The organism is Fusicatenibacter saccharivorans, assembly GCF_015557635.1.
Lineage (GTDB): Bacteria > Bacillota > Clostridia > Lachnospirales > Lachnospiraceae > Fusicatenibacter > Fusicatenibacter saccharivorans.
Window position 1 is genome coordinate 1 of sequence record NZ_JADNOP010000002.1, and the last position, 20,857, is coordinate 20,857.

A 20,857-nucleotide genomic window follows, 5' to 3' on the forward strand; every position below is an offset into this window, starting at 1 on the left:
GCCGCTTCGCTCGACTTGCATGTGTTAAGCACGCCGCCAGCGTTCATCCTGAGCCAGGATCAAACTCTCTGATAAAAGATTTGTTCCAAGTTCAAAATCAACATACTAGCTAATTTATCCCTTTTACTGTTTTAAAGGATCTTTCGATCGTTTTGAATTACTTATTCAGAACTTTCGAGGATGTGTTTCACTGTTTAATTATCAAGGATCTCTGCCGTTCCGACTCGGATCAGCTCGTTTATTTTATCACAGAACTTTTCGTTTGTCAAGAACTTTTTTAATTTATTTTTTGAAGCTCTTTCGAACTTCTTTGCTGTTCTCTCGATCAGCAACTCGTTTATTTTATCAAACTCATTTGCTTTTGTCAAGAACTTTTTTCAAGTTTTTTTGAAGCAGTTTTTCCAACCCGCGGCAGCCACCCGGCTCCGAACTAGATTTTTCTGTTTCAAAGAAACTCATTCGCATCAGCTCTCACTGACAGCTTAGTTATAATAACACCGCCCAAAGCAAAAGTCAACACCTTTTTTCGAATTTTCTTATTTTTAGAAAAATATAGTTAATTCTGCATATTTTATATTTTATCTGAATTTTTTAAAAAAGACCGTACGCATCACACGCCGGTCCTTTTTCCACAACTTCCTTCTAATTTTTCCCCACGCGCAGAATCGCATCCTGAATATTTTCCACCGGAATCAGTGCGATTCCACCGATTTTCTCCACGGACTTCATGCAGACAGCAGGTAAAATCACCCGCTCGAAGCCCAGTTTTTTTGCTTCCAGTACACGCTGTTCCGCCATGCTGACGGCGCGGACCTCACCGCTTAAGCCGACCTCGCCAAATACGACCGTTTTCTCATCGATCACCTGATCTTTGTAGCTCGATACGACGGCAAGTGCGATGCCAAGATCAATCGCCGGCTCATTCATCTTGATTCCGCCTGCGATGTTGACGTAGGCATCGCTTGTCGAAAGATTGACTCTTGCGCGTTTTTCCAGCACTGCCATCAGCAGGTTCACACGGTTGAAATCGCATCCTGCTGCGGTGCGGCGCGGGATTCCGAAATTACTGTGGCAGACCAGTGCCTGAATCTCGATCAGGATCGGGCGCGTTCCCTCCATGGAGCATGCGACAACCGAACCGGAAGCTCCCTCCGGCCGTCCGTTCAGCATGTATTCCGATGGATTTTTCACTTCCACGAGTCCCTCTGTCTGCATTTCGAAGACGCCGATCTCATTTGTAGAACCAAAACGGTTTTTGACGCCGCGCAGAATCCGGTAGGACGCATGACGGTCGCCCTCGAAGTACAGCACGGTATCTACCATGTGTTCCAGCACACGTGGGCCGGCCACATTACCGTCTTTTGTCACATGACCGACGATAAAGATCGAAATTCCCATTCCCTTTGCAATCTGCATCAGCACATTCGTCGATTCCCGGACCTGGGATACACTGCCCGGCGCGGAGCTGACCTCTTCGTTATACATGGTCTGGATCGAGTCGATGACGGCAATCTCCGGCTTCTCTTTTTCCATGACGGCGCGGATAATGTCAAGATTCGTCTCACAGAGCAAGGACAGATTTTCATTAAATTCTCCGATCCGCACGGCGCGCAGTTTGATCTGGCGCAGGGACTCCTCGCCGGAAATGTATAAAACCTGATGTCCTGCTGTGGACAGCATGCGGCACACCTGCAGAAGGAGTGTGGATTTTCCAATTCCCGGATCGCCGCCGACCAGTGTCAGGGAACCCGGCACAATTCCTCCGCCGAGCACCCGGTCGAGTTCTCCGATTCCCGTCGGGATACGCTCTTCTTTTCCTGTTGAAATTTCCGTCAGATGCACCGGCTTTCTGCCCGCTGCGCTGTGGCTTCCGAGCCCCTGGTTTCCCGCCGGTGTTTTGGCCGCCATCGGTTCCTCCACAAACGTATTCCATTCTCTGCACGCCGGACACTGACCCATCCATTTTGCTGACTCATATCCGCAGTTCTGGCAGAAAAAGGCTGTTTTTTTTGCTTTTGCCATAGTTGTGTCTCCCTTATAATTGTCAAAAAAAGCTGCCGCACACGTTCTGCGACAGCCTTCTTTTCTTATTTCATCATGCTTTTACGATTTCTACTGCTACATCCTCTGCTTTTTCCAGCTCTACGCTGAAGGAAAGTTTTCCGCCGAGATTTGTGGTCATGTGGCCAACGTTTACGCCGTCGAGCAGCACCTTGTATTCGGTCTCTGCTTCCATTTCAACGGTGATCTGTGCATCCTCCGGTCCTTCTACTTTGAAGGTCATGCCGTCGTCGAATACGTTCAGATCGGTAACTGCGGTTCCCGGAACGGATTCGTATACGAACAGTCCGTTTCTCTCCAGCTTTGTGATTTCCTTAAAGGTTTTTACTTTATACAGATCTCCTCTGTGCTCAAAATCAGATTTTTTTGCCTTTGCCGCAAGCTCATAATCTCCGAAGCTGATGCCTCCGTCTGCCTCTGTGCGGATTAATTCTTTTACTACTGACATTTGTAAATGCCCTCCTGGTCTTGTCTTTTGTGGTGTTTCGTTTCTTTGTGAAAATCATACCATAATCAAAAAGATTTTACCATATAATTTATGGAATTTTATATTATTTTTTCTCAAGAACCTTAAATGTAATCTCTTTCTTATTCATTCCAGCCGCAACGGTATCGCCTTTTTTCACTTCTCCGTTCAGGATGGCTTCTGCGAGCGGATCCTCAATTTTGCTCTGGATCGCGCGTTTTAACGGGCGGGCACCGTACTTGCTGTCGAAGCTGTTTTCCACGAGATATTCTTTCACGGTGTCACGGACTTTCAATTCAATGTCCATCTGCTCCTTGCAGCGGCGCTCCAGATCTTTGAGCAGAATCTGCAGAATCTTCTTCATATCCGCCTTGGTAAGCTGATGGAATACAATAATCTCGTCGATTCGGTTCAGGAATTCCGGCTTAAACATCCGTTTGACTTCTTCCATCACCTGGCCCTTCATGTATTCGTAGTCTTTCCGCTCATCTTCTGTCGAAAGGAATCCAAGGCGTTTCGGCGCTACAATGTTCTGTGCTCCGGCATTGGATGTCATGATAATGCAGGTCTGTTTGAAATCAACTTTTCTGCCCTGCGCGTCGGTGATATGGCCATCATCAAGCACCTGCAGCAGAATGTTGAAGACATCCGGGTGCGCTTTTTCGATCTCGTCAAACAGGATCACACTGTACGGGTTGCGGCGCACTTTTTCGGAGAGCTGGCCGCCTTCCTCGTAGCCGACGTATCCCGGAGGGGATCCGATCAGTTTGGAGACGCTGTGTTTCTCCATGTACTCCGACATGTCGACGCGGATCAGGGCCTGCTCTGTACCGAAAACTGCCTCGGCGAGTGCTTTGGAAAGTTCTGTTTTTCCGACACCGGTCGGTCCAAGAAACAGGAAGGATCCTGTCGGACGGTTCGGGTCTTTTAATCCGACTCTGCCTCGTTTTACGGCTTTTGCCACAGCTGTCACGGCTTCTTCCTGGCCGACAACGCGTTTATGGAGTGTCTGCTCCAGTCTTGCCAGACGTTTCGATTCTCCTTCCGCGAGACGCTGTACCGGAATTTTCGTCCAGGTGGATACGGTTTTTGCGATTTCTTCTTCTGTTACCTGCAGTTTTTTGTTTTTGCAACGGCGTTCAAAGCGTTTTCGGATCTGCTCCAGATCTTTTTCGAGCTCCTGCTGGCGCGCCTGCAGTTCTTTTGCCTGCTCAAAATCGCCGGCACTGATCGCGGATTCTTTTTCTTTCTGTACTTCGAACAGTGTCTGCTCCTCTTTTGCCATGTTGTCCGGCACCTGGTAGCCGGCGAGCTGTACGCCTGCGGATGCCTCATCGATCAGATCGATGGCTTTATCCGGCAGGAAACGGTCGTTGATGTAGCGGACGCTCATTTTTACGGCTGCTTCCAGTGCTTCATCGGTGATTTCCACGCCGTGGTGGCGTTCGTAGTATGGGCGCAGGCCTTTTAAGATATCAAGTGCTTCGCTTTCCGTCGGTTCTTCTACTTTGACCGGCTGGAAACGGCGCTCCAATGCGGCATCTTTTTCGATGTATTTACGGTATTCTTCGAGCGTGGTTGCACCGATGAGCTGAATTTCTCCGCGGGAAAGGGACGGTTTTAAGATATTGGATGCATCGAGTGCTCCCTCTGCACCGCCGGCCCCGATGATGGTGTGAAGTTCATCGATGAACAGCAGAATATTTTCATTGTCCGTCACTTCTTTGACGACACGTTTGATACGCTCTTCGAACTCACCGCGGTATTTGCTTCCGGCTACCATTCCGGAAAGGTCAAGGACAACAACTCGCTTATCGCGGATCGTTTCCGGCACAATGCCAAGGGCAATCCGCTGCGCCAGACCTTCCGCAATCGCCGTTTTTCCGACACCCGGCTCTCCGATCAGACACGGGTTGTTTTTTGTCCGGCGACTTAAGATCTGAATGACACGCTCAATTTCCTGCCCACGGCCGACAACCGGATCGAGTTTTCCTTCGCGCGCAAGCTCAGTCAGATCCCGGCTGTACTGGTCCAGTGCCGGCGTTTCGCTGGTCTGCGCTCCACCTCTTGTCTGCGGTCCGCGGCCGGTATTTGCATTTCCGCTTGCACCGCCCTGCAGCGGTGCCTCGCCCATGGCAGTAAGGATTGCTCCATATAGTTTCTGAATGTTGATCCCCATGGTAAAAAGCAAACGGGTAGCAACACAGTCACTTTCTTTTAAGATTGCGATCAGCAAATGCTCGGTTCCCACAGCTCTGCTCTTAAAACGCGCTGCCTCCGCTTCTGCATTTTCAAGCACTCTGCGTACCCGCGGAGTATAGCCCGGTCGGGATTCGGTCACGGTGTTTCCGCCTGGTGCAATCAGACGGTCAATCAGTTCGGTAAGCTGTCCGGCATCTACGTGAAACTCAGAAAGCACCATGCCTGCTGTGCCATCCTCCACGTTCAGAAGTCCGATCAGAAGGTGTTCGGTTCCTACGTAATTATGTCCACATTTTTCAGCTGTCCTAACCGCATATGCCAGTGCTTTTTTTGCCTGACTGGTATATCCTTCTCTCATAATACTATTGTCTCCTTCATGTTTCGTCTGCGTAATTGCTGTAAATTTCATCTACAAGCTGATGTACTTCTTCTTTTGATATATTTTTGCAGACGGCTTTTGCAAGAATCACCTGCAGATCTTCGCGCAGTTCCTGCATGGCATACAGTTTATCCGCATCGATAGAGATAACGGCTCCTTTTCTTCGGTCAATCGAAAGAAGCCCCTCCTGCCGGAGTACGCTGTAGGCCTTATTTACGGTATGCATGTTGATTCCGATATTGTCTGCGAGCTGTCTTACCGAAGGTAGAGTATCTCCTTCCTGAATTCTGGAAGTGGCAATACCCAGAATAATCTGATTTCTCAGCTGGATATAGATCGCTTCATCGCTGTTGAAATCGATCTGTATTGTCTCATAATACATAGTTACACCCTGCTTTCTCGTATCGTTTTGTTATACATATGTTATAACAATTCGCAAACTTTGTCAACAAACGGTTTCCCTACCTGTTTTTCTCGTAGATGATCTGAAGACCTTTCAGGAGCAGATTCTCATCGATGATGATGTCATGTCTGCAGTGCGGAATCACAGCTTTCGCCAGACCTCCGGTAGCCACAATCGTGCATTTGCAGCCAAGTTCTTCTTCCATCCGTTCGATCATGCCGTCGATGCTGGCAGCGTTTCCATAAATCATACCGCCTTTCATACAGTCCAGCGTATTTTTGCCAATGACTTTTTTCGGTGCTGTCAGACTGGTCTGGCTAAGCTGCGCGGCATTTGATACGAGAGCATCCAGCGAAGTACGAAGTCCCGGAAGAATCACGCCTCCGATGAAGCTTCCTTTCTGATCAAGTACACTCATCGTCGTGGCAGTTCCCATATCGATAACAATCTGCGGACATGTGTATTCATTCAGCGCTGCTACTGCTACAACAACAAGATCGCTTCCTGCCGTTGCGGGGTCGTCCAGTTTGATATTAAGTCCGGTCTTCACACCGGGGCCGACAACTTTGACCGGCTTTTTAATCACTTTTTCTGCCGCACTCCGGCAGAGCTCTGTCACCTGCGGAACAACGGAAGAGATGATACCTCCTTCGATCTGCTCCACCGGAATCTCATACAGTTCCAGTACATTTTTCAGGCTGACTGCGTATTCCAGCTCTGTTTTTGCCTTGTCCGTGGAGAGTCTTTCGATAAAGTATGTTTTTTTCCCTTCCACACACCCAAGGACGATGTTCGTGTTGCCGATGTCTATTGCAAGGATCATGATTCAGGTTCCTCCTGTAAAAACTATGAAATGAAATTCTTGTGGTTTTATTATACATGGTGCGGCGCTTTGAGACAAGGAAAAAGACAGCAAGAAAAAGACAATTAAGTCGATTTCATACTGTCTTCTGAATATTTCATTTTGAATTATCTATTCTTGTTGTTCACAAAAATAAATTTTACATCATTCTCAAACGTACGATTTAGCAGAATTTGCCCTGAAAATGTTTGAGTACTATACATTTTTACATCATTCTCAAACCATTACTTACAGATTTAGGGGAGGTGGAAAGTTTGAGTACCATACATTTTTACATCATTCTCAAACAGGCGGTGATGGATAGTGAGCAGCGAGCGGTTTGAGTACCATACATTTTTACATCATTCTCAAACTAGAAGCTGTCATTTACGCGCTCAAATCGTGTTTGAGTACCATACATTTTTACATCATTCTCAAACGTCTTTTACGCCGTCATATGACGTTTTCAGGTTTGAGTACCATACATTTTTACATCATTCTCAAACTTAAAACCATCATTCGCACCATATACAGTAGTTTGAGTACCATACATTTTTACATCATTCTCAAACTGGTTTTCGACTTTCACGTTTGTTCCTGATGTTTGAGTACCATACATTTTTACATCATTCTCAAACATCGTCGATGAAGGCTTTTCTGGACAGGGTGTTTGAGTACCATACATTTTTACATCATTCTCAAACTTCATGCCTGCAGAATAGAAATCGTCCTCAGTTTGAGTACCATACATTTTTACATCATTCTCAAACTTTCCTGCAAGTGGAATAATATTAGAACCTGTTTGAGTACCATACATTTTTACATCATTCTCAAACCATGGAGGTATTAGGTATGGCAATCTATCAGTTTGAGTACCATACATTTTTACATCATTCTCAAACCGCATCATCACTCGATAGGAGGTATCTGGCGTTTGAGTACCATACATTTTTACATCATTCTCAAACCTCAAATTTAAAAATGAACTGCTTTCATCTGCACAAAACAGGTACTCAAACATCCGATGGATATTAATAGACATCACATCCATCTTTGTCAATTATATAATATTCTCTCTGATTCGAAAAGTCCCTTTGTATATTTTCTATGAAAAGCAAGGATATTTCATAGTAGCATGCCATTTGGGAGAGTTTGTTTATTTGTGTTTCGTTCAGATAGGATCGAATATTGACCAAAATCACCAGTTCTTTTTGGAGAAGTTCGGCCATAACTTTGATATATTGCGTTAATTTTTCCAGAAGCCCCATCTCTTTTTCGGTTTCTGTCTGAACTCCCATCAATTTTAGGAGTGCGCTCAAATCGATTTCCTCATTTTGTTCCAATTCGTACCCACTGACAGCTTCCAATTGATAGATGTATTTCTTCAGTTCCGCAATAATTCTCTGCGTTTCCAGAAACATTTCTTCATTTTGCGCACTTTTGACCAGCTCTGTAAATAACCGTTTTTGTATTCTGTGATCCGCAAAATCAAGAGAAAAGGGCGTTAATACCAATTCCACATCTCTTTTCATATTCAGCTCTGTGTCAGCTTTAGAAAGTACGAAATTTCCCTTCTCTCCCTGATTTTGTTTTTGCAGCTGCTCCACATATTTTAAAAACAGCTCCGGTGATTCTATAATCCATTCCGTGGGACAGTTCCGATGAATCGCAATAGGTTTTTCCAAGTCCACATGTACCAGTTTCATAAAATCACCAGCCTTTCATCCGTATTCAACACTTCACTCTTTACGTTCCCAACAATCAGATCCATTTTCGCATACTGCTTCTCAGTCACCGTTAAAAGCTGTATCAGACCTTCTTCCGGCTTATTTTTATGAATCTGATCCACGATTCCATTCACTACAGTTGTATTTAACGCAAGCTTACAGTATACGGATTCCTGGAGCATCAGGAATCCGCTTTTCAATAAAAACTTTCGAAATCTCGCATATTCTCTTCTCTGATCGCCCGTCAGCACCGGAAGATCAAACAGTACCAATACTCTCATAAAACGATAACTCATAGGCCATAAAACCGGATCAATGCACTGTCATTCTCATTTAAGGCATCAAATACACTTTTACAGTAAATTTTTATGGCATTATTCACATACTGTGTTTTCCCGTCTATCATGACTTCGTTGTTTAATACATTGACCAACTGTATTTTTTCCTCATGCGTAAATTCTTTCCTCTGCATTTGGATTACTTCCCGGTCAATCAGAACACGGAACGGTTCCATCAAATCGGACGCCAGATTAAACTGATTAAACATATTATCATGAAAGAGTCCGAGCTGTGTAATATAACCGCTCGCTACAATTTCTCTCGCAAACGCAGACAACAAAATGCTATATCCGTAATTCAGCGCTGCATTTTCCGGACAATCCGCAGTTCTGGTAAATGTCATACCGAACAATGCATTAAAATATACCTTTGCCGCATGCCCTTCCCGGTTTGTCTCATCGTTCCAGCCAATCTCCTGTAAATATGATTCTAACAGACCCGCTTCTTCCTTTCCCATATTTTTTAACAGTTCCTTCTGTTTTCGTATTTTTTCCGTCACAATTTCTGTCCAGATCGCTTCTTTACTGTGCCGGCTCCACTGAATCTGCTTTCTGATTTTATTGCTGGTATCATGACTTCCGTAATACCCAACCAGTTCCGACGATGGATTTCTCTTTTCATCGCAAAAAATCACTTTTATTTTCTTTTTTGTCAGCTCTGCCAGCAGACTTGTTGTGACTGTTGCTGCTGTTGACTCAATCAGAATGGTTGATATTTCACTTAAATGTATTTTTGTTACTTCCTCATTTCGCACCACAAGGTAACCAAGCTGATAGTCCAGCTTTGCCCGTTTGGAAATAACCACAATCCGCCAGCTCATAATGCATTCAGGTCTACTGTCTGCTCGTAGATACCGGTTGGCGATTGATGAATCATTTCGATTCGACTGCAATCGGTTATATTTTTGTTGAGACACAAAATTCCTGCTCTTCCAGATCCTCCAATTAATTTCAAATCAGCGGCAGCACTCTGGCACTGGAAAAAATGTAAAACTTCATACAAAACGATACACTTTTCTTCTATGCATAATTCTTTAAATTTTTCTCTTTTTTCCGTTAATGTCTTTGCCTGTGCTCCAAGTTTTTTTGCATATACCGTATTTGTTAATTTATTTAAAAAGGTTTCATACAGCATCACCACCTTCTTTTCTTCTAAATGGTCGGAATCGTAAATTTTCAGTTCTTTATTCTGTTTTTTACGTTCCACGTACTGTACTATTTTTTTCAGTATTTCTGTTTCTTCCTGGGAAAGTACCAGCTGATTTGCACCTTGCATCAATAGCTGATCCCCTGATCTTCCGGAAACCCACATATAAAATCCGTCCACACAAAACAGAGTATCTATTTTGATTTCCGGCACCAGCACTCGCGGATTCTTTAACTGTCTTTCCTCTTCCAGATACCGAATTATATTTTCTTCTGACTTCTGAATTTCCTTTTTCAGACGAATCGGCACATACTCGATTGTTCGTATTTTCTTTCCCTTTTTGCCCTCCGATTCTGCCAGTACAAAGTAAGCTCCCGCCTCTTTGTTATATCCTCCATACTTCTGTATATCACAAAGCCGTTCATCACTGCTCTTGATCGGAACCTGACCTTTTCCTTTTTTGACAATCTGCTGGTCAAACAATGCACCTGTTGCCTCATACGATCTTCGCGTCACAAGAATGTTGTTCTTTTCCATAAACTTTCGGACTGTCACAATGGTTCCGTTCCCGCCTTCCCAGGCAATTTCTCCGTTTCGTTCAATTCTTTCCTGTTCAAACATCTTCTTCAGATTATAACTTCTTCCCGGATTTTCCTTAATGAAGTGAATCGGATTTGATGTGAATTTTACAAAATATGCGTTGCCAACGACAATATTCAAATAAGCATCCTTCGCATGATGATAATCATTCATCTCCCGTACCTTCAGAAATTTAAAATCCTTACGGAACTTTGAAACGGTTGGCGCTTTTACATAAACAATCTGTGTATCCGGGATCACCTGCTGCAGAATACTTGCTGCCGCTTTTGTACTCTGACGAGTTTCCACCAGCTGCCTGGAAATAAATCCAGCCAATTCAGACGGTTCAAATCCATTTCCTCTTATCAGCCGTTTATATTTTTCTTCACTGATCAATCCGGCATCCACTAAAGATTTCCAGAATGGCTGCATTTTTTTCCGAACTGTTTCATCGATCGGATATTTATCCTCTTTCATCTGATTACACTTTTTCTTTACAAGTACCCGGTTATCCAGGCTATCATCCATCACTTTGGACTGTGGAAAAATATGATCAATGTCATACTTCTGATTATCCCACAATTCCTCCAGTTCAATTGTTTCACCGGAATACATGCATTTTCCTTTTTGCGTATAATACAAATACAGCTTGTCTCTTCTCATTTCCGCATCGGAACGCTTTTCAATCTCATCTATCCAGTCTTTTTCTTCCGCTTTACATTTTTTATAAAGTTCCAGCAGTTTCTTTTTTCTTGAAGAGGTTCTTCCCTGATCGGTTTTTTCTCTTGCCATTTCTATAAAAACACGTTTCGGTGGGTTTCCCATCACTTTACAGATTTCCTTTACAATCAAAAGGCTCTGCCAAATCTGCCGCTTCACTGCCGGTGATACGTAAAGCTCCTCGACTAATTCATACGAAATATCCCGTTTTTTCTGTTCGTTTCCATTCTTTTCTTCGATTGCCGATGCAAACAAATATTTTTCGCTAAGCAGTTGCATCAGATTGTCATTCGTCTCCCACAAAGCCCGAATAATAGACCATGCCTCTCCCGTTTCCGGTGCCGGTGCTTCCATCTCTTCCAAAAACACTTTTGAGAGTCTTCCCCAACCACGATACGGCAGTTTACTTATGCTGTCTCTTTGTTTTTCTGTCAACTCCGGAAACAGTTTCTTTAATCTCTGTTTCAGTATCGCTTTATCATCTCCAAACAGCGTTACGTTCAGGATGATGCATTCTTTTTCCGCCTGGTTCAGTGACAGATTTGTTAATTTCTCTTTAAAGTCATGGTATGCCGTAAGAGAACTCTTGAAATCACCATCAATTCCGGTAATTTCAACTTCTTTTCCGGTAATTCCTTCTTTCACTAAATAGTTTTTCAGTTTTTTCTGTGTAACCTTTCTGCTTTTCTGGAATACTTCTTCATATATTTTCTGTTTCTGCTCTACAGATATCTTTTCTCCATCCAAACGCAGATTATTTAATTCATTTAAAACTTCGTATTTGCTGTACAGCAGAGAATACTTTGGTAAAACATCTTCACTTGGCAGATAAGTACATTTATTCGTCATTCTTCGAATAAACTGCTCTGCACTTGCTTCCAAATCTACCATCTCATCGAAGTTCCATGGATATATTTTGCCTTCTTTTCGTACCGCCCAGTTACTCTTCTCCCCTTTTTTTCGAATTCCGTTTAAGGGTCCTACGTAGTACGGAATGCGGAATGTGAAAATCTTTTGAATCTTCTCTCCATTCTCTTTCAGTAGCGGAACTTTATCTTCCAGATTTTTCAGGATTGCATTTAATTCATATAAATGAATCTGATATGGAATGACACTGTTGTCTTTTACAGTCTGTTTCGGAAGAAACGTTCCCATTTCCATTTCCTTCTGCATGCAGGATGCTTTCGTCACATCTGATATCTTGCCCAGAATATTCTTTTTCAGATAACCGTAAAAGTCTTCCTGACTACATTGTTTTGGTGCCTTGATATACGCATAATAATTAGCTTTTTCATCCTTTTTTGCAAACAGTCTCTGATATTCTTCCCTTGAAAGATTCTCTCTGACCAGCTTTTTCAGATCTTTCAGATCTTTTTTATGCTTTTCATAAAGTGCCACTTTTGCCTCTGAAAGAGAAGAATAGTTCTGCAAAATATCAGCCAGAACAGCCCAATCGTACACTGCTTTTGCGTGTTCAATTAATACATATTTTTCTCCCAGCTCTGCTTCGATCTCTCCAGCGTATTCTTCATAACCTGCATCTGCGAAGCAAAGTTTTGGCCGTTCCAGTGTATCCATCTGTTTTTCCCCAAACAGATTTCCCAGTTTTGCTGTTCCACCGGTAATCAATCCCAGCCACTCTTTTTCACAGGATGTTTCTGCCCGCATTGCTTTTACTGCTTTTGTCTTTTTCGCAGATTTGGTCAATGTTCGGTCTTTTAAAATTGCCTCTATTTCCTTGCTTCTTTCCACTCCAATCTCGGAAGAAAAGCCAAGTTCTTCTGCCCGCACTGCTTCAAGGAACTGTTCAAATGTTGTCTGAAATTCTCTTACCTGTTCGATATTTCCGTTTAATAGAAAATGGCCTCTGTGTTTCATCATATGATGCAGAGCAAGATATATCAGGCGAATATCAGGCGTTTCGTCAGTTTCCATTAACCATTTTCTCAGATGATAGATGGTTGGAAACTGTTTATGATATTCTTTGTCTGTGTAATCATCATCCGCAAACAATGCATAGGGAAGTTCCGGACACTTTCCCTGCCTGTCACGCTTATCCTCTGGCCAGTAACGACTCTCTTTCATTCTGCGAAAAAATCCATCATCTATCTTTTCTACTTCTTCCGCAAAAATTTTCTGCAGCAATTCTATTCTCCAATTACGACGATCCAATCTTCGTTTTGCTGTCCGAAACCCTCTTCTCTCTTCTGCAGTCTGTGCACTGTCAAATAGCCGTACACCCCAAAGTGTTTTTCCATGTGCGCGCAAAATTTCGTACTTCTCATTTGTCACAGCCCATCCAACCGAACTGCTTCCCATATCAAGTCCGAGATAATATTCCCCTTTCATCTGTTCTTTCCTCCATTTTCTACATTTTATCTAATTTTACCATATATTTTGATTTTTTACATCTTTTCTTTCCTATTTTCAACAATTCTACTTCCTGGTTCTTGCTGTTCTCACAGTACTGAATCATAACCATGTTTCATTTCTAATTTTAGACAACAAAAAAACTGCTGTCTATGAAGACAACAGTTTTCGTTCCACACACTGTGGACCATCTAACGATGGCGTTTTCGATAAATCGTTATTTGAACTTATGATGTAAAATTTAGTATGGTACTAAACTATCTACACTATACTTCTATTTTTTCCTTTCGTCAATCTTTTTTAGAAAGTTTTTATGATAATTATTCCATTTTTTTCTCTTGCGTCCTTCTTGTTTTTATGGTAAAATATATCTTGTTCTGATTACGAACACTGCCGCTGTGGCGGAATTGGTAGACGCACTTGACTCAAAATCAAGCGGTGAATAACCGTGCCGGTTCGAGTCCGGCCAGCGGCATAGCTAAAAAAGATCTGCAAAAACGAACGTTGATGCAGATCTTTTTTATTGTCTTCCCTTCAAAAAAACAGCTTTTGAAAGAAAGAAAACCCCTTTCGAAGAACCGGCCATCTGCCGCATGGTTCTTTTTGAAAGGGGTTTTACTGTTGTTATTTCTTATTTATTTCCAAACATCTTCTCATACTCCGGTGTTCCATCCAGTGTAGCGAAGTAGTCCTTCGGGGTTTCTGCGCGGCGGATGACTTCAAAGCTGCCGTCCTCTTTTAACAGAACCTCTGCAGATTTTAATTTTCCGTTGTAGTTGTATCCCATGGAAAATCCATGTGCGCCGGTGTCGTGGATGAAGAGGAGGTCTCCGACTTCCACTTCCGGAAGCATGCGGTCGATCGCGAATTTATCGTTGTTCTCGCACAGAGAGCCTGTTACGTCATATTTGTGGTCGCACGGCTGATCTTCTTTTCCCATCACCGTGATGTGATGGTAAGCGCCGTACATAGCCGGTCTCATCAGGTTGACCGCGCAGGCATCACAGCCGATGTACTCTTTGTAGATGTGTTTCTGATGGATGGCGCGGGTAACGAGTCCGCCGTACGGTCCCATCATGAAACGGCCCATTTCCGTGTAAATTGCAACATCGCCCATGCCGGCCGGAACGAGAACTTCATCGTACACTTTATGTACACCCTCGCCAATCACGCGGATGTCATTGCCTTCCTGATCCGGTTTGTACGGAATTCCGACGCCGCCGGAAAGATTGATGAATTTAATCTTCACGCCCGTCTCTTTCTGCAGCTTTACAGCCAGCTCAAACAGTGTTTTTGCCAGAACTGGGTAGTAATCATTGGTTACGGTATTACTTGCAAGGAAGGAATGGATGCCGAACTCTTCTGCCCCTTTTGCCTTCAGAATGCGGAATGCCTCAAAAATCTGCTCGGTTGTCATACCGTATTTGGCATCTCCCGGATTGTCCATAATATCGGTGCTGATTTTAAACAGTCCGCCCGGGTTATAACGGCAACAGATTTTCTTCGGAATGTAGCCTAATGTTTTCTCAAGAAAATCAATATGCGTAATATCATCAAGGTTAATGATCGCACCAAGCTCTGCAGCCAGTTGATACTCTGCAGCCGGTGTTACGTTGGATGAAAACATGATTTTATCTTTCTCAAATCCCATCGCATCGGAAAGCATCAGCTCCGTGTAAGAAGAGCAGTCGCATCCGCAGTCATATTCACCCAGCATTTTGATCAGTGTCGGGTTTGGGTTCGCTTTTACAGCAAAATACTCACGAAATCCCGGATTCCAGGAAAAAGCTTCCTTTACCGCTTTCGCATTCTCACGAATTCCTTTTTCATCGTAAATGTGAAACGGAGTTGGTACTGCTGCTGCGATTTCTTCCAGTTTTTCTTTTGTTACAAAAGGCTTCTTCGTCATTCTCTTTTGTCTCCTTCTTCTGCTTATTTTGCCTGAATAATGTGAAGCATGTTTGTCATATATCCTTCACCCGTCACCTCGTTAGTAGCAGGGTCTCCGGCCGTAAAAATAACCATATCGCCACGTTCTACAAGCTCCTCACGGCGCACCATATACATAGCATGGGAAATGATGTTCTCCGTAGAATCTTCCTCGTATCCGGTCACCGGACGAACGCCCCAGTAGAGCTGCATTTTTCTTCTTGCCCATTCATATGGGGTAACGCCGTAAATCGGTACGCTCGGACGAAGGTTGGAAATCAGTCTTGCAGTCTGACCGGACATCGTCGGAGTCACAATGCAGGCTGCTTTGATGTGTTCTACCATAGAAACGGCTGCACTTCCGACTGCTGCGGAAACATTTAGCTTTCCTTCCAGCGCTTTTCCATCGCGGTAGTCTTCGAATTTCAGATAACGCTCCGTCTGCTCGGCAATCTCTCCCATCATGGTAACTGCCTCGATCGGATATTTTCCGGCTGCTGTTTCGCCGGAGAGCATGATCGCATCCGTTCCATCATAAATTGCATTCGCAACATCGGCTACCTCTGCACGGGTCGGACGCGGGTTCCGGATCATGGAATCCAGCATCTGGGTTGCTGTGATAACCGGTTTGTATTTATGATTGCATTTTTCAATGATGATTTTCTGTACATGCGGTACTTGGCACGCCGGAATCTCTACACCAAGATCTCCCCTTGCAACCATCACACCATCTGCCGCATCGATGATGCTGTCGATGTTCTGCACACCCTCCGCATTTTCGATCTTGGCAATGATATCAATATGCTCTCCTCCGTTTGCCACAAGGAACTCACGGATTTCGTTAATTGCCTCTGCATTCCGGATAAAGGAAGCTGCAACAAAATCAATATCCTGTTCAATACCAAAAAGAAGATCTCCTTTGTCTTTCTCCGTGAGGTTCGGAAGATTGATCGAAACGTTTGGTACATTCACGCCCTTTTTTTCTCCGAGCTCGCCGCCGTTTACTACGGTACAGACAATTTCCGGTGCATTTACTTTTTCTACGCGCAGACCGATCAGACCATCATCGATCAAAATCGTATCTCCCTCTTTGATATCTTCCGTAAGGCCGGTGTAGCTGACAGAACAGTGATTTTCATCTCCGGTCTCCTGAACGGTTGTCAGGGTAAAAGTCTGTCCGGTTACCAGATTCACTTTTTTTCCATCTTTTAAAACGCCGGTACGAATTTCCGGTCCTTTGGTGTCCAGAAGGATTGCCACAGGAGTTTTCAGCTCTTTTCGAAGCTCTTTCAGCATATCCATACGCATTTTCTGCTCATCGTGGTCTCCATGAGAAAAATTAAAACGAGCAACATCCATTCCGGTTTCAATCAGTTTTTTCATCAGGTCACGGGAGTTGGTATTTGGTCCCATGGTGCAGACAATTTTCGTTCTTCTCATACTTTCTCTCCTTCTTTATTTTACATGTTCATGCGTAAACAGGTGATCCTGGCAGTATTCATAGTTTCCGTTGCATCGGGAACAGAAACGGAACTCCAGATTCGGATCATCTTTTTCGGTCCGGCCACAGATCGCACATTTGTGTTTTGTGATCCCGTTCGGATTGCGGTATTCGGCTTCGCCTCTTGAAACGGCCTTTTTAAATTCCTTCCGGCGTCTGTTCTGCTGGAAAGAGCCGCGTTTTCCTTTTCTTGTCATCAGGAAGAACACAAGGACGTTTGCAAGGGAACAAAGAATAACAACACATCCTGCCCAGTTTCCGCTCATGATGCTGGTAATCATGCTGTAGGCGAGAAGCGCTACGTCAAGGTATGCCAGCCATTTGATTTTGATCGGAATAATGAAATACAGCAGTACCTGCATATCCGGGAAGCTGATCGCAAAGCCAAGGAAAATCGAGAGGCTGATGTAGTAAGTGCTGAATGCCGTTCCCATCAGCGACGGATATCCGTTGACTGCATATAAGATTCCATACAGCAGGAAGGAACCGATAATGGTCATCAGAATGCCGGAAAAGATGTAAACATTATACTTGAAATCTCCCCAGGCTCTCTCAAGGCTTGTTCCGATTGAGTAATAGAAAAACAGCATGATGATCGTAAAGATATCAAGGCTGCTCGGCGGAATCAGAATCCAGCTCACCAGACGCCAGATCTGTCCGTGCAGAATATAATATGGTTCCAGTGTCAGATACTGTCTCATAATGGGGGCCGCAAGCGCAATGATATATCCCGCAATGTACGTTACGATAATGTACATCGTCAGATGGCTTAACGCGTATCTCCCATATTTTCGCTCCATTTTGTCTAAAAAATTCATGCACACTCTTCCTTTTTGTTTGTTTTATTTCACTGCCCGAAAATACATTCTCATTATACGTGCTGCCTTTTCGTTTGTCAAACGGTATAACGGTGAATTTCGTCTCTGAAAAAGAGCTTTACGAATGTTTTACTTTCCGGTATAATTTACTGGAAATACTTGTTAATTTTCACTCAGCAGTGAAACATTTACTGTTTCGCTGCGTAAGAAAGTGATTCAGGTGTGAACAGCCCTCCTTTTGCGAAGCAAAACTTTAAATGAGGGCTGCGAATGATACCGTTTACTGGGTACCAGTGAACGGTATCAAATCTTTTCCAGTTATTTTATAAATATACGAAAAAATTCAGGAGGACTTTATATATGGCAGGATCATCATTTGGTACCATCTTCAGACTGACCACCTGGGGAGAGTCTCATGGAAAAGGCGTGGGCGTTGTTGTGGACGGAGTGCCGGCCGGCCTTTCGCTTTCCGAGGAGGATATTCAGTTTTACCTCGACCGCAGGAAGCCGGGACAGAACCGCTTTACCACAAAACGGAAAGAATCCGATACCGTTCAGATTTTATCCGGCACTTTCGAAGGAAAAACGACCGGTACCCCGATTTCCATGGTGGTATGGAATGAGGATCAGCATTCCAAAGATTACAGCGACATTGCTTCCTATTACAGACCGGGCCACGCCGACTATACGTTTGATGCAAAATACGGTTTCCGCGACTACCGCGGCGGCGGACGCTCCTCAGGACGCGAGACGATCGCACGCGTGGCTGCAGGTGCCATTGCCTTAAAAATGCTCTCTGAGCTTGGCATCACCGTTTCCGCCTACACCCGCTCCATCGGTGACGTGGAAATCCAGTCTTTTGATACCGCTGAAATCGCGAATAACGCCCTGAATATGCCGGATGCAGAGGCTGCCGAAAAGGCTTCCGAGCTTTTAACAAAAGCCATGGCGGAAAAAAATTCCGTCGGCGGTGTGGTCGAATGTGTCGTTCACCATATGCCGGCCGGTGTCGGCGATCCGGTGTTTGAAAAGCTCGATGCCAACCTTGCAAAAGCACTCGTCTCCATCGGCGCCGTAAAAGGCGTGGAAATCGGAGACGGTTTCTCGGTCTGCACAGCTACCGGGCTTACCAATAACGATGCCTTCCATGTAAATGCGGACGGCTCCATTGTCAAGCTGACCAACCACGCCGGCGGTATTTTAGGCGGTATCAGCGACGGAAGCGATATCGTTGTCCGGGCTGGTTTCAAACCGACCCCGTCCGTTGCTGCTTCCCAGCAGACCATCAACAAAGACGGCGAAAATATTGCCATCGAAATCAAAGGCCGCCACGACCCGATCATCGTTGCACGCGCCGTTGTTGTCGTGGAATGCATGACCGCTCTTGTCCTGGCGGACGCACTGCTCGTCGGCATGAGCGCCAAACTGGACAATGTAAAGAAAGTCTGGGCTCTGGACGAGAAATAAAGGCCGGACTGCTTCTTTCTGGCTTCAACACAAAAAATGCCTGCGGGATACAGTTCTTCCTGCAGGCATTTTTGCGTTATTTTTTAGTGAACGCCTTTTTTCGTAATCAGAATACAGTTCGGCGTCTCCACTTTCATCGGGCGGCCTTTCTGAACCAGCACGTTTTTCTCATAATCAACGGTAAATGTTGTGATCGTGTTGGACTCATGGTTTGCCACTGCGATATGTTTTCCGTCCGGGAACATTGCAATATCCTTTGGATATTCGCCGCTGATCGGAAGTGCAAACTTCTTCTCCATGCAGCCGGTCTCCGGGTCGATATGGAACATTGCTACGGTATTGTCTCCGGCTGTAGAAGTAAACAGGTAGTGGTGATCCGGGGAAAGGCACATGCCGGATGCAGCGTCGTGCGCCTGGTCCACGTTCGCGGATGTGGTGCTGATCGACTGCAGTTTTTCAAATTCCGGTCCGTTTCCCGTATCACGGTAGCTGAATACATCGACTTTGTTCATCAGCTCGTAAATGACATACGCGTATTTTCCGGATTCACTGAAAACGATCTCTCTCGGACCGGATTCACGCTCACAGCGCAGGATATCCACCAGTTTCAGGCGGTCACGCTGTGTGTTCAGCTTGTACATTTTGATCTGGTCAATGCCGTTGTCGACTGCGCAGACATATTTGTTGTCCGGTGTAGGAACGACACAGCTGACATGCGGGCGGAAGTTACGCTCTGCCACACTGCCAAGGCCCTTGTGGAACACGCCGTCCATCAGACTTCCGAGGCGGCCGTCCTTATGGGTATGTACAACGGTTACTTTTCCGTCATGATAGCCTGCCACGAACAGGTATCTTCCGGTTTTGTCCACCGACAGATAGCAGCCGCGCATGCCGTCGATGTCTACTTTGTTGATCGGGGTCAGGTCTCCGTCATCCTCCACTGCAAACACTGCAACGCCTTCATCTGCAATCGAATACAGGTATTTGCCGTTTAAGGAACGGGCAATGTGGGAAGAGTTGTTGACCGGTATGACTTTTCGCTCTGTCAGAGTGCCTTCTTCTACATTTACATCATATAAATGAATACCAATGCTGCTTCCATGGGTATAAGTGCCTACATAGGCTACGTACTCATCCTTCATGTTGTTTTCATCCTTTCTGCCTTCTCGCACATCGTGTGAATTTTCTAAAAATATTTTAACACAATTTCCGCGCCACGACAACGAGGAAAACGGATTTTTGATATGTAAACGGTAACACTTTATTTTTAGACACAGGATATTCTCCTGCAGAGAATTTTTTAGATATTTCTATTGTTTTTAGATTGTAAGAGTTGAGGTTTCCGCTGCATACCATTTCCATTTTCTACGCTCTCGTCAGACTGATTTCCTGACTCATCATTCCCTGCAGTTTCTTGATTGCGCGGCTGTACTGGCACTGCAGCGCCTGCTCGCTTTTCTTGCAGAATCCGCTGAGCTCTTTGTAGCTGAATCCATATGCTCTCCCCCAGAAAATGCGCTGATCCATCGGATTCAGGTTCTGGATGCAGTTCTGCATCACCATTCGTTCCTCAATCTCGGCTGTCGCGGCCGCCTCCCCTTCATTTCTGTTCTCTTTCTGATACTGTGTATAGGAAACTTCATTCTGATAATAATGTTTTCTGCGCTGATTCTTGATCTTGTTTTTTGCCACACAGAACAGCCATTTCGTCATCTCTTCTCCTTCGAGATCGGCAACGGTTTCAAATTTTACCACCAATACCTCCCATACATCGTTCAGCACATCCTTCGCCGTCTCCCGGTCATTGTTCAACTGACCGCAGATATAACGGAACAGCACATGACTGTTTTTCTCGAATATGATCTGAAAAAATCGTTCCTCCTCTTGTCTCATACACTTCTTTCTCCCT

The 20,857-nt window shown here is 44.6% G+C and carries 15 protein-coding genes, 1 tRNA gene, 1 rRNA gene and 1 CRISPR repeat array; of the genes, 2 read left to right on the forward strand and 15 right to left on the reverse strand.

The genetic code is table 11. The features are described 5' to 3' along the window. From I2G42_RS01945 to cas9, 10 genes are all read right to left on the reverse strand, one after another. A 16S ribosomal RNA gene (locus I2G42_RS01945) occupies window positions 1-75 on the reverse strand; the annotation flags it as partial. 567 nt (window positions 76-642) lie between these two features. Next, window positions 643-2,022, reverse strand: a complete 1,380-nt coding sequence (radA, locus tag I2G42_RS01950) for a DNA repair protein RadA (protein WP_055221439.1) — start codon at window positions 2,020-2,022, stop codon at window positions 643-645. Window positions 2,023-2,095: 73 nt separating this feature from the next. Beyond that, complete coding sequence (locus I2G42_RS01955) at window positions 2,096-2,509, reverse strand: hypothetical protein (RefSeq protein ID WP_055221437.1); 414 nt, start codon at window positions 2,507-2,509, stop codon at window positions 2,096-2,098. Between the two features lie 103 nt (window positions 2,510-2,612). Further along, window positions 2,613-5,087: an ATP-dependent Clp protease ATP-binding subunit gene (locus tag I2G42_RS01960; protein WP_117510239.1), complete on the reverse strand. Its 2,475-nt coding sequence runs from the start codon at window positions 5,085-5,087 to the stop codon at window positions 2,613-2,615. A 16-nt stretch (window positions 5,088-5,103) separates the two neighbouring features. Next, window positions 5,104-5,490 carry a GntR family transcriptional regulator gene (locus tag I2G42_RS01965; protein WP_117510240.1) on the reverse strand — a complete coding sequence of 129 codons (387 nt, stop codon included), beginning with the start codon at window positions 5,488-5,490 and terminating at the stop codon, window positions 5,104-5,106. 79 nt (window positions 5,491-5,569) lie between these two features. Next, window positions 5,570-6,334 (reverse strand): type III pantothenate kinase, encoded by a 765-nt coding sequence (locus tag I2G42_RS01970; RefSeq protein WP_117510241.1) that lies wholly within the window; start codon window positions 6,332-6,334, stop codon window positions 5,570-5,572. A 225-nt stretch (window positions 6,335-6,559) separates the two neighbouring features. Next, a CRISPR array of direct repeats spans window positions 6,560-7,320; the repeat unit is 36 nt; unit sequence GTTTGAGTACCATACATTTTTACATCATTCTCAAAC. Between the two features lie 63 nt (window positions 7,321-7,383). Next, window positions 7,384-8,058 carry a type II-A CRISPR-associated protein Csn2 gene (gene csn2 / locus I2G42_RS01975; RefSeq protein WP_117762144.1) on the reverse strand — a complete coding sequence of 225 codons (675 nt, stop codon included), beginning with the start codon at window positions 8,056-8,058 and terminating at the stop codon, window positions 7,384-7,386. After that, on the reverse strand, window positions 8,055-8,360 hold the full coding sequence (gene cas2, locus I2G42_RS01980; RefSeq protein ID WP_117762145.1) for a CRISPR-associated endonuclease Cas2: 306 nt from the start codon (window positions 8,358-8,360) through the stop codon (window positions 8,055-8,057). The genes csn2 and cas2 overlap by 4 nt, the downstream gene beginning before the upstream one ends. Window positions 8,361-8,371: 11 nt before the next feature. Continuing rightward, on the reverse strand, window positions 8,372-9,223 hold the full coding sequence (gene cas1 / locus I2G42_RS01985; RefSeq protein ID WP_243038344.1) for a type II CRISPR-associated endonuclease Cas1: 852 nt from the start codon (window positions 9,221-9,223) through the stop codon (window positions 8,372-8,374). A gap of 11 nt (window positions 9,224-9,234) precedes the next feature. After that, window positions 9,235-13,212, reverse strand: coding sequence for a type II CRISPR RNA-guided endonuclease Cas9 (gene cas9 / locus I2G42_RS01990; protein ID WP_117762147.1), 3,978 nt, complete (start codon window positions 13,210-13,212; stop codon window positions 9,235-9,237). A gap of 413 nt (window positions 13,213-13,625) precedes the next feature. On the opposite strand from cas9, the gene I2G42_RS01995 reads away from it, so the two are divergent. Further along, window positions 13,626-13,708, forward strand: a tRNA-Leu gene (locus I2G42_RS01995). Between the two features lie 156 nt (window positions 13,709-13,864). On the opposite strand, the gene I2G42_RS02000 is transcribed toward I2G42_RS01995, so the two are convergent. From I2G42_RS02000 to I2G42_RS02010, 3 genes are read right to left on the reverse strand one after another with little or no spacing between them, the layout of a single operon-like run. After that, window positions 13,865-15,142: a diaminopimelate decarboxylase gene (locus I2G42_RS02000; protein ID WP_055221426.1), complete on the reverse strand. Its 1,278-nt coding sequence runs from the start codon at window positions 15,140-15,142 to the stop codon at window positions 13,865-13,867. A 23-nt stretch (window positions 15,143-15,165) separates the two neighbouring features. After that, window positions 15,166-16,602 (reverse strand): pyruvate kinase, encoded by a 1,437-nt coding sequence (gene pyk, locus I2G42_RS02005; protein WP_022463218.1) that lies wholly within the window; start codon window positions 16,600-16,602, stop codon window positions 15,166-15,168. A gap of 15 nt (window positions 16,603-16,617) precedes the next feature. Continuing rightward, window positions 16,618-17,481 carry a rhomboid family protein gene (locus I2G42_RS02010; protein WP_055228519.1) on the reverse strand — a complete coding sequence of 288 codons (864 nt, stop codon included), beginning with the start codon at window positions 17,479-17,481 and terminating at the stop codon, window positions 16,618-16,620. A 360-nt stretch (window positions 17,482-17,841) separates the two neighbouring features. On the opposite strand from I2G42_RS02010, the gene aroC reads away from it, so the two are divergent. Next, entirely contained in the window at window positions 17,842-18,948 is a 1,107-nt protein-coding gene (gene aroC, locus I2G42_RS02015; protein WP_117762148.1) for a chorismate synthase, read from the forward strand. 83 nt (window positions 18,949-19,031) lie between these two features. On the opposite strand, the gene I2G42_RS02020 is transcribed toward aroC, so the two are convergent. Further along, window positions 19,032-20,090, reverse strand: a complete 1,059-nt coding sequence (locus I2G42_RS02020) for a lactonase family protein (protein WP_117762149.1) — start codon at window positions 20,088-20,090, stop codon at window positions 19,032-19,034. A gap of 223 nt (window positions 20,091-20,313) precedes the next feature. Then, complete coding sequence (locus I2G42_RS02025; protein WP_158568381.1) at window positions 20,314-20,841, reverse strand: RNA polymerase sigma factor; 528 nt, start codon at window positions 20,839-20,841, stop codon at window positions 20,314-20,316. Between the last annotated feature and the right edge of the window lie 16 nt (window positions 20,842-20,857).